Below are 13,039 nucleotides of genomic sequence, written 5' to 3' on the forward strand. Positions count from 1 at the left end.
TGTATTATTTAGTTTAATTGTTTTGTTAGTAGCATAATGTATAACGATTGTTACAACAACTACAACACAAACGTAACAAAAAAATAACAATCTTCACACTTTTTAACAAATTTTTCAAAAAAACATTTTGGTATTATTTCTTTATGAAATCAATATAGAAAATATCAAATCACTTCACATAAAAAGGCAAAGAAACTATTATTTTATGTAAAATTAATGCAATAGCTCTTTGCAAGAGGCCTACATAAAAGAAAAAGGTGGCCCAATGGGCCACCTTAAGAAATATTGAATAGGTTTTTGCTTCTAAGGAAGTTTAATAATTTCAACACCTCCTCCGAAAGAACCAGCGGATACCGTGTAAGCTCCGACATTCAAAGTTACAACACCATCAACCAATTTTCCTGTAACGGATGTCATAGAAACAGGTCCGTAGCTTGGGTGATTATCAATAATTTGGTTAGGACAAACAATTGTTTCACCATCAGACTTAATCATAAAAGCAAAGCTTGTATATCCAAATGGCTTTATCACCTTGTATACATTTGCTCCTTCTGATTTCGCGACTTCAACACCATATGTATCACCCATCCATCCTTCTTCTGAATTCAATTGAGCAGTCGCAGCAGCTCCAAAATTAAGAATACTGGAAGCCAAAACATCCACTTTCTTTCTATTGGAAGGAGATAGGCTCTCATCAGGAATATTAAGGGAAATAGGGAACGCTAGACCTGCTATAACATCAGTACCCGACAAGGTAACAGATAATGCGCTAGGGTCTATCTTCGAAAAATCGCCATAGTTAACTTTAGCATAAGATTTCGCTTCTCCATTGGCAAATACTACAGGTCCGTCCATTTTAAAGATGTCCGTATAGCCCGCACCAGCAGCAGAAATCGTTACAGGCACCGAAAGCTCTCCACTTGTTGAGGTTCTACCTACAGGAACACTGATTGATCCCCCCTCCATCGTTAGACTTGTCGATACGTTAAAAAAACTCACTTTATTTGGCTCTCCAGGATACAATGTTCCATCGGTCTTATCACAAGAGGATAGCCCAAACGCCAAGGCAAGTGCACCTACGATATGTATATAAACTCTTTTCATTGTTATATTCTTTAAAATTACATTGGGTTTTGATCTTTCGTCGCATCCATATTTGGATTACCATCGAATTCCTTCTGAGGAATTGTTAAAATAAACTCCTTGTTAGCTGGATCCAAAGTATTCCAATTTGGCTTAGCCGTATGGTTTGAGTTTGCTGCGTTTCTATTAAATCCTGTTTTCAAACGCAAAATATCAAAAATACGCTCAGATTCACCCCATAATTCAATACGACGTTGAAGAATGATCTGATCCATCAAGGTTGTAGGGCTTCCAATAGAGCCCATGGTCAAACTATTAGACATTGTCATTGCGTTCAAAATAGCTTGGTAACCTTGTGGGTTTCTAAGTTTCATCAATTCTTCTAAAGCTGTTTTTGCCTCTGGCAATCTTCCCGCATGCGCTAAAGCTTCAGCTTTTACAAGTTGCATTTCTTCTGCACGCATGAAGATATAGTCTCCCAAGTCGGTTGCCAAATCAGAATAACGGAACTTACGCTGGTTATATGGCTTGGTATCATTAGTTCCTCCATCAGTAGGGCCTTGCCACCAAGCTTTACGCTCATCCGTTGAAGGGATTTGATCATATAGCCAATTGTAGATAACCTTTCTTGAAGACCTTGCATAACGATCTGCTCTCGCATCCATATGTGCAAAGAAAGACGCATAGATACCAGATTGATCCGCTATTACTTCAGATCCCCACAATACACTTTTGAGGTTTCTGTTGTTAAACCCACTTTGCAAATCATCACCAGTAATCATTGCTAAACCAGACTTAGATAAGGCCGCAGTAGAATGTGTTACAGCGTCGGTCCACTTATTCTGTACCAAAGCAACATTTGCTTTAATAGCATTGGCAACATAGTAATCAATATGCGATTTATGTGCTTGCGATTTGTCTGCATCAAGCATGGATATAGCTTTATCTAAATCCGTGTTGATCTGTGCATACACCTCTTCAACAGTACCTCTTCCCTTTCCTTCAGATGCAGAAGTAGTGGGCTCAGTATATAAAGGTACCCCAGGTGCATTCTCATGTCCAACATAAGTTTGTTGGAAAGATTGAATTAACTGGAAATAAGCATATGCTCTAAGGGCATAAGCCTGAGCCATAATTTTACTTACGACAGCTGGATCTCCTGGCAATGTCTCCTCTTGTGCCAAAATATAGTTAGCATTACTTACGATATTGTAATAAAAATTCCAAGTGGAATAGGGTCTCCAAGTAGTCGCAGTAAATCTCGAGCGGACATCATAACGATAGTCAAAATAGAACCAACCATTACCCTGCGCGTCTTGTAACAAATCTTCCCCCATTAAAGAGGTGTAGAGTTTGGTTGATAAGATCCCAAAGTTTTGGTGTGTATTACCTGTTGCCCAGCCAGAGGTATATAGCATACGGTAAATACCATCTAAAGCTACTTGCGCCCCATCAGTAGTTTCAAACAAAGTAGGAGCGTCGACCCTGTCTGTAGGTTTTGTCTCTAAGAAATCTTTACTACAAGAGGAAAGACCCAATGCAAGACTCAAAGCAGATATATAAAATATTTTTTTCATTTCTTTCTCTTATTTATTCGATTAAAACTTAAGGTTAACACCTGCAGAAATCGTTCGGTTAGGCGTATATACATAGCCTGTCGTTCCAGTAAAGTTATTCTGAGGATTTAATCCTTGTCTAGCAGAGAACAATGCCAAGTTATCACCTTGTGCAAAAACTCTTACAGAGTTTAGACCGATACTTTTCACATTAAATGTGTAGCCAATAGCGATATTTTTGATAGAGAAATAAGATGCATCTACCAAAGATCTATCAGTCAAAGTATAAGTCGCTTCTTTTTGGACACGAGGAATATCTGTAACGTCACCAGGTTGTTTCCATGCTCTCAACATTTCTCTTGAAAAGTTATTACCTATGTAAAGTGGAGTCATATATGAATATCCAACAACATCATAGATTTTACCTCCAATAGAGTAAGTTGTCATTGCCGAGAAATCAAAATTCTTATAAGTTACACTTGTTGACAAAGATCCATATAACTTAGGAATGCGGTTCCCCAACATAACACGACTTGCTGCAGCTTTACCCATATCGTTAGAAATATAATGCTTGCTTAAGTCAAACTCATCGTCTTTATTGTCATAGACCCAGTACAATTGATCACCAGTCCCTGGATCAACCCCTGCGCTTCTTGCCATATAGAAAGAGTTTAGGGCCTCGCCAACACGAATTATATTGCTTCCGCTAATAATCTCATTTTGACCGTCTGTCAATTTCAAAACCTCGTTTTTCACTTTAGATCCCATAGCGGTAATGTTCCAAGTCAACTCACTATTTCTGATTACATCATAACCCAATGAAAGATCGAAACCAGAGTTTTTCATATCGCCCACGTTGTCGTTGAATCCATCAAAACCTAAAGATAAGGCCAATGGTCTATTTAACAACATATCCGTAGTTTTACGAGTGTACCAATCAAAACCAACCGTTAATCTGTTATCTACAAAACGTCCATCAAAACCGACGTTGAAAGCTTTATTTTTCTCCCAAGTAACTCTTTTATTCTCAACTGATGAAACTTTACCACCATTGTTGTTGGCGTTATTCCATGTTAAGTCATAGAAAGCTTGCCATGCATAATAAGCAGATGCACCATCAAAAAGCAAATCATTATTACCTTGGCCACCATAACTTGATTTAATTGTAAAGCTGTTCAACCAAGAAACATCTTTAAGAAAATCTTCTTCTGAGATTCTCCAAGCTCCACCGATTGACCAGAAATTACCCCAACGATTGTCTTTATAGAATCGAGAGGATCCATCAGCTCTAAAACTACTCGATAGATAGTATTTACCATCAAAGTTATACTCTAATCTTGAGAAATAGGATTCAATGGTTTCATTATTTTCATACGAATCCGCATCAGCTATGGTAGAACCAGGTGCCAATTCATAGATACCTCCAAAAGGGAATCCTGTTTTCTGTGCACTTAAGTGATTAAACTTATAGCTATAGTTCTCGTGACCCAACAAGACATTTACATTATGTTTATCGAATGTACGATCCCAAGTCAAGAGTTGGTTAAATGTATAAGAAAATACTTTTCTCGATTGCTTATTTAAACGTCCAGAACCAGCGGCATTACCAAAATACGGGTTGTAGTAGTAGGTATAAAGGTTATCTCTATAATCTGCTCCTAAGTTAACTGCTAAAGTAAAGCCTTGGAACGCTCCGTATTTACTATCCTTCGTATTAAATTCGATCATACCTCTTGCACCTGCATTGTTTCTGATATCGTAATATTTATCATCATACAATGTTGCGATAGAGTTGAAGTTTTGCTGTGCTCCTGACGCACGGTCAAGACCGTAATCAAATAAGCGGTTACCATCAACATCTAACACAAAATCACCATTTGCATCTCTTTCCCAAATTGGGTATAGAGGAGCCATTTGCTCTGAAGAATACCAAACATTTGAGGTTGTACTACCAGTAGCCTCTAATGAATTAGTTGTACTTCTTGCAAAGTTAGTAGACATCGTTGTTCTAAACCAATCTACTGGTTTTAATTCTGTATTAACACGACCTGTAAACCTATCATAGGAAGTGGTTTTTAACAAACCATCTTCTTTCAATGCATTAATAGAAGCCATTGTTTTGATTTTATCACTGCCTCCAGAAGCATCAAATTGATATTCCTGACGAACAGGATTACTCGCCATTACTTCGTCCAACCAGTTTTCGTTCCATTTTAATTGGGCATTGGAGTTAATTTTACCCGTACTAAGATCGAACAGTTGGTCAACAGGAACATTATACGGATTATACTGTTCATTAACACCAAAAATAGGATCTACAGTACCTTTCAAACGGTTAACCGCGTTGACTCCTGCTTGTCCTTCTGGGGTTCCTTTGGTATAAATTTCATCATTTTTATACGCTTGGAATACTGTCTCCAAATACTCTTTAGTATCCATGACATCGTAACGCTTCACTGCACGAGAAGCGATACCTACATTCGTTCTAAAGTTAACAGAAACCTTACCTTCTTTCCCTTTTTTGGTTGTAATCATAACCACACCATTTGCAGCCCTAGAACCGTACAATGTTGAAGCTGCAGCATCTTTCAATACACTTAAGCTTTCAATATCATTAGGGTTGATGGAGTTAAGGTCACCATTAAATGGAATACCGTCCACAACATACAGCGGATTAGCTGAAGCATTGATAGAACCGAATCCACGAACACGTACTGTTGCATCAGAACCAGGTTGTCCTGAACCCAAAGTAGAAACTACCCCTGGTGCAGCTCCATCCAAAGCCTTGGTGATACTAGTAATCGGTCTGTTTTCAATCGTTTCCGCCTTTACTGTAGCTACAGATCCTGTAAAAGCGGAGCGTGTAGATGTACCATAAGCGACAACAACAACTTCATCCAATTCTGTGTCGTCACCAATCAATTGAGCATTTACTACTGACCGTGAGCCAACATTTACACGTTGGGTTGCGTAGCCAATGTAAGAAAACGCCAAAGTAGCATTGTTACCAGATACATTGATGGAATAACTCCCCGAAGCATCTGTCTGAGTGGCATCAGTTGTCCCAACAACAACGACAGAAACTCCAGCCAATGGAGATCCATCACTCGCAGAAGTCACCCTACCACTCACTTGCCGATTCTGCGCGTATGCCGCCCCTATAAAAAGCGTAAACAGCAGAACAAAACTGAGTAATTTTTGTTTCATGTGATTTGTTTGTTTAGTTATTACTATTATAATTGTTTTTATTATTTGTAAGCTTACGACTCAACCAAAATAAATTTGGTTGAACATCCCCAAAACAGCTAAAACATTTGTTAAAAACTGTTAAAGTGTGGACAAACCTATAAAAATTAGATTATCACTGCAAATATTTTAACAATAAATTCTCACGATGCTAAAAAAGCAATAAAACACTCAGAAATATAAAAAAAGGAAAAACAACCCACCAATAACAACTTTAACAAAAAAATAACATTAATAACAGAATTATATTCTGAAAACGACAACATATAAAACATTATCCAATATAACAGAAACATATACAAAGGTCTTTTGCAGTATCATTGTTACATGGATTTTTTCAACCATAATATACCACGACCACATTATTTTCTTGTTTACAGTCAAACTACTGATTGTTAAAGACTCCCACTTACAAATCTAGCCATACTTACAATAAAACAATCCTACCAGATTAGCCTTTCCTGCTCCAAACAATCTTCCTATCTTTGCTGCATGCGTTTTGATATTATTACCGTATTGCCAGGCTTACTGGAAAGTCCATTTGCACACTCCATTCTTCAACGTGCACAGAAAAAGGAATTAGTCGAAATCTATGTACACAATCTTCGAGACTATGCCGATAACAAGCATAAGTCTGTAGATGACTATCCTTATGGTGGAGGTTCAGGCATGGTGATGCAAATTGAACCTTTTGCAGCTTGTATTGAAAAGTTACAAGGTGAACGCATATATGATGAAGTTATCTACATGACACCTGACGGGGAAACCTTAAATCAGGATATTGCCAACACTTTATCTTCTACTGAAAATATCATCATTCTTTGTGGCCATTATAAAGGAATAGATCAGCGCATCCGTGACGTATTTGTCACTAAAGAGATCTCCGTCGGCGATTACGTTCTATCTGGAGGAGAATTACCTGCAGCTATATTAGTAGATGCTATTGCAAGGTTAATTCCGGGGGTACTTTCCGATGAAACCTCTGCGCTTTCCGATTCTTTTCAAGACGGCTTATTAGACGCTCCAATTTATACACGTCCGGCAGAGTGGCGCGGTCACAAGGTTCCTGATGTTCTTTTGAGCGGTCATGAAGCTAAAATAGCTGCATGGCGCGACGAACAGCAACTCAAACGGACACAAGAGCGGAGACCAGATTTATTAAAGGACTAAGAGTTAAACGGAGATTCTCGCTATAAAGATTCTTTGTCGCTTAGGCCGCGACTGGCCCATACTTTTTTTCCGCAAAAAAGTATACAAAAAACTCTCCGCTTAAAAGCTTTGACATGTTAGATAGTGCAAAGATAGGCTTTCTACAGATGTCAAAACTTTTGAGGCGGAATTTCGGTTAAGGAGTGTTTTGTGCTAGTAAATTTGAGTACTACACTGCAAGGTGCTGAAGCACTCTCTGTTCCATCCCAGAGGTGGAAAGACAAAGTAAATCCCGAGGGATTGTGCGGAAGGGAAAGGCATGGAAACTATTGTCCGAAGCTCTCTAAAAAGCTTCGGACAGTGGTTTCAGACTTGGAGAGGGATTTCTTTTGTGTGGGGTGGGGTGTGCGACAAACCACCTCGGATGGGACAAAGGGTTTTGGTCACTTTTGCCCTTCAAAAGTGACGCCCTGTCCCGGTGAGGGACGGAAAGATAGTCGGGAGGGAGGAATCGACATATTGTCGAAAGAAAAGCTACCTTTATTCCCTCCTATTTTGTATTTTCGAGTTATGCAGAAAGTCCTTTTTATAGGTTTAGTCTGGCCGGAGCCAACTTCTTCCGCTGCGGGAACACGTATTATACAATTAGTCGAATGTTTTCTTTCTGGAGGTTACGAAGTTACTTTTGCATCTGCCGCAGCGAAATCTCCACACAGTTACGATTGGGAGCCCTGGCCTGTAGCCGAGCAAAGCATCATCCTAAATGACAGCAGTTTCGACAGCTTTATCAAAGATTTACAGCCAGATATGGTTGTTTTCGATCGGTTTATAATTGAGGAGCAATACGGTTGGCGAGTTCGCGAAACCCTTCCTCAGGCGATAACAATTCTCGACACTGAAGATCTACACTTTCTACGTAAGGCACGCCAACTCGCATCAAGCAAAAACGAATCCATTGTTTATCACAATGATATTGCTAAGCGCGAAATTGCATCTATTCTACGTTGTGATTTATCACTTATGATTTCTAAAACCGAAATCCAGCTCTTAACAGAACAGTTTCAACTATCATCAAAGATACTGTTTTATCTACCCTTTTTAGAAGATGAGATAGACGAGAAACGCATTTCCAACTGGAAAGGCTATGATGATCGGGAAGACTTTATGTTCATCGGGAACTTCCTCCATGAGCCCAACTGGCATACGACATTAATACTTAAAAAAGAAATCTGGCCTCGCTTAAGGGAACTTCTGCCAGAAGCTTCACTACATATATACGGAGCCTACGCTACAGAGAAAGTCTACCAACTACATAATCCTAAGGAACGCTTTTTCATCAAAGACAGAGCAGACGATGCTCGTGAAGCCATGGAAAACTACCGTGTGCTGCTAGCTCCTATCCCATTTGGTGCAGGAGCAAAGGGAAAATTAATAGATGCCATGCAAAGCGGCACGCCCAATATCACCACTTCCGTGGGAGCAGAATCAATGTCGATAGATGGCAGATGGAATGGATTCATAGAAGACGAATGGAATACTTTTGTCCAAAAAGCACAACAGCTTTATCGTTCTTCATCTCTTTGGAAAGCTATGCAACAGCAAAGCATCAACCTTCTTAATAAACAATACAGCAAGCAGATGTTTTGTGATATATTTTTAAAGAGGATAGAAGAAATACAAAAACAGGTACATCAACATCGGGAAGGAAATTTCATAGGGGAAATACTCAAATCACAACAATTTAACAGTACCAAATACATGTCGCTCTGGATAGAGGAGAAAAATAAATGAAGGTAGAGGCATTTTGCCTCTACCTTCATTTATCGCTTCCGTTTGAAGACCATAGTGGTAGTTACAGCACCCTCTATGTGAGTCAAAGTTAGCGTACTCACTCCACCGACTATGCTTTCTTTAATTTGATATTCTACCCCATCAAAAACCATACTTTTGGAAGTCGGCATATGATAAGTATGCGACTGTGCTGTACCGTCATTTTTCTTATGCCAAGCCCCATCCTTATCGAAGTTGAGCGTCTCTCCTTCTTCCAAAATTTGTACCGTCACATTCAAATCCGGATTAGATGAACCTGCAACAGTTTTTGTCCAACTTTCCCAAGTCCCTGTACGAATAATATTCAGCGCGGTATCTCGCCCCATATTATCAACGGTCTCTTTGCTACAGGCCCCGAGGCCAACAACCATAATTCCTAAGCAAAGAAACATCCAGTTTTTAAAAGTAAATGTTTTCATATTTTTCGAATTTATACAGTAATATCAAAACTATTTTTCAAGTACTATGCCAAATCCTCAATCACAAAAAAACTTAACATTATTTGTATTTACGATATTTTCGTATATCTTTGATTAATTCATAACAAATAGATCATGAAAAGATTATTTATAGTATTCAGCCTATGTATAGGCTCCCTGACCCTCAACGCACAAGAGAAGGCTGTAGCCAAAATTCATTACATCTTCAAACATGTGAACGACACCACACAACGAGATAAACACCTTCGGGATGAAGTCGTCACTTATTTAGGCACTTCCAGCTCCTACTACAGCAGCTATTCTTCGACACGTGCACAAGAGGATATGCAAAAACAATTGAATGATCCGGCATTCGATGGAAATTTGGTTATCAGTCGCAATACAACTCCCGTAAAAGAGTCCTATTTCTTGGATTTTGCCAATCAAATCTCCCAGGAAGTTAGACAAATCAGCATCGATAAATTCATTATTGACAATGAATTCCCCACACAAGACTGGGAAATCAGGGAGGAAAGTAAGACTATTGGAGGATATGAAGTCCAAAAAGCAACTACCCACTTCAAAGGTCGGGATTATACCGCTTGGTTCACTACCGAACTACCGTTTACTGCAGGCCCCTGGAAGCTGAACGGCTTACCGGGTTTGATTCTCGAAGTCTATGATACGAACAAAGAAGTTGTTTTTGAATATTCAGGATTTGACAAACTGGAAGACACAGAAACGCTCGTTTCCACACCGGAAAAAGCATTAAAATCAACAGAAAAAGAAGTCAATAAATTAGCCGAAGCCTACCGTGCTAACCCCCAAGCATATACCCAATCAAAGCTTGGAGGGACTTTTACAACAGCGCAAGGAAGGGAAAACTCGGTGAGAGTCTCAGGTAGCGGTTCTACTTCAGCAAGTGCCTCTATACGAGTTTCTGGCGGTTCAGAAAATTCATCAGCATCTATAGACGCGAGCAAAATCAAATCCATGAACATCAAAAACGAAGATGATTACAAACCTTCTGGAACGACCAACAACCCTATTGAACTAACGCCATAACGTGAAAAAAACAATACTCTTCCTTATCACTTTCCTGTGCTTCCACTTAGTTGAGGCACAGGAAACAACAATATCTGGAATATTAAAAGATAAAGCCAATGGCAATCCTATCCGTTCGGCCAGCGTCAACATAAAATCATCCGAACACAAAATCATAGCATTCAAAGTGTCGGGGGCAGACGGTTCCTTTAACATAAAGACTAATCGGGACCTAACTGGAGCTTATATTGAGGTCAATCATTTGGGTTACAAAAAAAAGCAAATAGCATTAGAGACTACGATCAGTAATCTTGTGGTTGAATTGGAAGGCCAACAGATACTATTGGAAGATGTACAAGTAAAAAGTCGACCCCAGGTAAGACGTATTGGAGATACTTTATCTTACAATGTAGGAAGTTTCGCCAAAGAAGAAGACCGCAGTATTGGCGAAGTCATCAGTCGACTTCCTGGCATGGAAGTCTCCGAGTCCGGACAAATCAAATACCAGGGTAAAGATGTTTCGAAAATGTATATAGACGGTGACGATTTACTAGAAGATAGGTATAACTTAGGCACACGTACCATTCCCCATAAAATGGTCAAAGACATACAGGTATTGGACAATCATGAACACCTCAAGGTGTTAAAAAACAAGCGGTTCACTGATGATGTAGCCATTAATTTGGTGATTAAGGACGAAGCTAAATTGAAACTAACCGGGCAAGCTAAGATTGGGGCAGGGTTGCCTAAACAATATGACAGTGAAGTCAATACAATTCTTTTCAACAAAAAGTTCAAAATGCTCAATGTCATCCAGGGCAACAATGTGGGGAGAGACCTTACCGGAGATTTAATCGGTTTTAACCGCAACAGTACGTTGGCACGCTTAGGGAGTACACCCACCAACAATTTATTGAGTTTGGGAACAGTCAGTGCCCCTCCTATTGCCAAGCAGCATTATTTCATGAATAATTCCGGCACACTCAATACCAACAATCTAACTAATCTGCAGAATAATTGGCAATTAAAGTCTAATATACAGGCTATATACGACAAAAATCATCTTGATTTTGCTGGAAAAACTGATTATTTCACCCCACAGCAAACAATCAGCTTTGATGAGCGCCAGCACAGTGATTTTCGACAGTTTCTTGCTGCTCTCCGATTTTCGATATCCAAAAATGTAGATAAACAGTTTGTTGAGAATAACTTTTCTTTCGAATATGAAAGGGAAAAAGGAACTTCACAAATTTTAGGCAACACAACAGATTTAACAGCCTCACTCAGTCATCATATTCGAGGCATCACCAATCAGTTGCAATATGTCCCACAGCTAAAGAATGGTAATATCATACAATTCGATTGGTTTTTAAACTACGGTAATAAACCTCAAACACTCCATATTTCTCCTGGTGTTTTTCCAAATACCTTTCTCCAAGGAGAAGATTATATAGCTACTATACAGCAGTTTGAGGTGCCGACTCTTTTCAGTCGTATCTCAACAGGCTATCGTTTTCCAAAAGGAAAAATAAAACAGTATTACAGTCTTGGGCTATCTCTAGAAGACCAGAAACTACAGTCAGAAATCAGCCTAAATCAAAATGGAACAATATCTGTCCCTAGCCACGATTCTACAGTCAATGACCTGCATTGGTTACGAACACAATATACGTTAGGGGCAGACTATAACTGGAAGAGAAAACGATTAGAGACGCGCTTATTTTTACCCATCTCTTTACAGCACACACAATTTAAGGATCCAAACTATCAGTTGAACAAAGGACAGAACAAAATATTGTTCAATCCCTCCTTTCAGCTGAAATACCGTGTAGCTGCAGAGGATGACTTATCCTTATCGTATAGCTTATCCAATTCTTTTGGCAATATCCAGGATATCTACAGAGGAGTTGTCATCAAAAATTATCGTACACTCTCCCAAAACAACACAGATATCAACGAGAGTAAGACACATTCCACGGGATTAAACTATCGTTGGAGCAGAACGATAAATCTATTATTTGCCAATATGGGTATGAACTATTCGCATACAAAACGTAATGCGATGGTAGCTCAAGACATCAACAATTCTATTTCACAGACCATCCTTTTACCCATCGCCAATTCCATCAGCTCTTTTTCAGCTAATGCTGGTTTCGATAAATACATTTTCGTCTTGGCAAGTACAGTTAAGTTAAATGCATCCTATAGCTTCTCCAACTTCAACCAACTTTTCAATCAGGAAGTACTGCCTTTCAACAACAGCACATGGAGTTTACGTCCCCAAATAGAAGCCAAACTGTGGAAGAAGATTAATCTTTCTTATTCCGGCACACTCGCTTGGTCCAATTCTGAGCAGAAAAACAATCCATCGTTGAACAACAAGGTCTTTAATCTTTCACAGAACATCGGCTTACCATTTCACCCTTTCCAAGGGGCATACCTCCGTATTAGTGGTCGGCATCTCCTAACTGAGCAACCCAACATGGAACAAATCAATTATTTCTTTGTAGATACCTTCTTGCGCTTCCGTAGCAATAAGTTAAAAACAGATTTTGAGTTGAGCTTAACCAATCTGGCTAACGTGAAGACCTTCGAGACTTACGCCATCTCCGCCAACCAGCAAACCCATAACAGTTACCAGTTGCGCGGAAGAATGGGGATATTTAAGGTGATATTCAATCTATAAAAAGAAAAAGGGCGAAAGCCCTTTTT

8 protein-coding genes are annotated in these 13,039 nt (G+C 39.2%); 4 read left to right on the plus strand and 4 right to left on the minus strand.

Annotation, left to right across the window (positions count from 1 at the left end; all coding sequences use genetic code 11):
* Nucleotides 1-303: 303 nt before the first annotated feature.
* From BM375_RS06280 to BM375_RS06290, 3 genes are read right to left on the minus strand one after another with little or no spacing between them, the layout of a single operon-like run.
* Nucleotides 304-1,104: a hypothetical protein gene (locus tag BM375_RS06280; RefSeq protein ID WP_093364514.1), complete on the minus strand. Its 801-nt coding sequence runs from the start codon at nt 1,102-1,104 to the stop codon at nt 304-306.
* Nucleotides 1,105-1,121: 17 nt separating this feature from the next.
* Entirely contained in the window at nt 1,122-2,660 is a 1,539-nt protein-coding gene (locus tag BM375_RS06285; RefSeq protein ID WP_093364516.1) for a RagB/SusD family nutrient uptake outer membrane protein, read from the minus strand.
* A 21-nt stretch (nt 2,661-2,681) separates the two neighbouring features.
* Complete coding sequence (locus BM375_RS06290) at nt 2,682-5,846, minus strand: SusC/RagA family TonB-linked outer membrane protein (protein ID WP_093364518.1); 3,165 nt, start codon at nt 5,844-5,846, stop codon at nt 2,682-2,684.
* A 531-nt stretch (nt 5,847-6,377) separates the two neighbouring features.
* On the opposite strand from BM375_RS06290, the gene trmD reads away from it, so the two are divergent.
* The gene (trmD, locus tag BM375_RS06295) at nt 6,378-7,055 is read left to right on the plus strand and encodes a tRNA (guanosine(37)-N1)-methyltransferase TrmD (protein WP_093364519.1); all 678 of its coding nucleotides are present in this window, start codon (nt 6,378-6,380) and stop codon (nt 7,053-7,055) included.
* A 201-nt stretch (nt 7,056-7,256) separates the two neighbouring features.
* Complete coding sequence (locus BM375_RS06300; RefSeq protein ID WP_244525839.1) at nt 7,257-8,825, plus strand: glycosyltransferase; 1,569 nt, start codon at nt 7,257-7,259, stop codon at nt 8,823-8,825.
* A 29-nt stretch (nt 8,826-8,854) separates the two neighbouring features.
* Here BM375_RS06300 and BM375_RS06305 read toward each other — a convergent pair whose 3' ends face one another.
* Nucleotides 8,855-9,283, minus strand: coding sequence for a hypothetical protein (locus tag BM375_RS06305; RefSeq protein WP_093364521.1), 429 nt, complete (start codon nt 9,281-9,283; stop codon nt 8,855-8,857).
* Between the two features lie 135 nt (nt 9,284-9,418).
* Here BM375_RS06305 and BM375_RS06310 point away from each other — a divergent pair, with 135 nt between their 5' ends.
* Both BM375_RS06310 and BM375_RS06315 read left to right on the plus strand, forming a co-directional pair.
* A complete protein-coding gene (locus tag BM375_RS06310; RefSeq protein ID WP_093364522.1) occupies nt 9,419-10,348 on the plus strand; it encodes a GLPGLI family protein in 930 nt (309 codons plus the stop codon).
* A gap of 1 nt (nt 10,349) precedes the next feature.
* Nucleotides 10,350-13,013 carry a peptidase associated domain and porin domain-containing protein gene (locus BM375_RS06315; RefSeq protein WP_093364524.1) on the plus strand — a complete coding sequence of 888 codons (2,664 nt, stop codon included), beginning with the start codon at nt 10,350-10,352 and terminating at the stop codon, nt 13,011-13,013.
* Nucleotides 13,014-13,039 lie beyond the last annotated feature (26 nt).

The sequence above is a fragment of the Sphingobacterium wenxiniae genome, from assembly GCF_900116225.1.
In the GTDB taxonomy this organism is placed as follows: Bacteria; Bacteroidota; Bacteroidia; order Sphingobacteriales; family Sphingobacteriaceae; genus Sphingobacterium; species Sphingobacterium wenxiniae.

Excerpts from the sequence above, each read along its gene's own strand:
- BM375_RS06305 (WP_093364521.1), bottom strand. The coding sequence starts at position 9,283 with ATGAAAACATTTACTTTTAAAAACTGGATGTTTCTTTGCTTAGGAATT.
- trmD (WP_093364519.1), top strand. The coding sequence starts at position 6,378 with ATGCGTTTTGATATTATTACCGTATTGCCAGGCTTACTGGAAAGTCCA.
- BM375_RS06290 (WP_093364518.1), bottom strand. The coding sequence starts at position 5,846 with ATGAAACAAAAATTACTCAGTTTTGTTCTGCTGTTTACGCTTTTTATA.
- BM375_RS06280 (WP_093364514.1), bottom strand. The coding sequence starts at position 1,104 with ATGAAAAGAGTTTATATACATATCGTAGGTGCACTTGCCTTGGCGTTT.
- BM375_RS06310 (WP_093364522.1), top strand. The coding sequence starts at position 9,419 with ATGAAAAGATTATTTATAGTATTCAGCCTATGTATAGGCTCCCTGACC.
- BM375_RS06285 (WP_093364516.1), bottom strand. The coding sequence starts at position 2,660 with ATGAAAAAAATATTTTATATATCTGCTTTGAGTCTTGCATTGGGTCTT.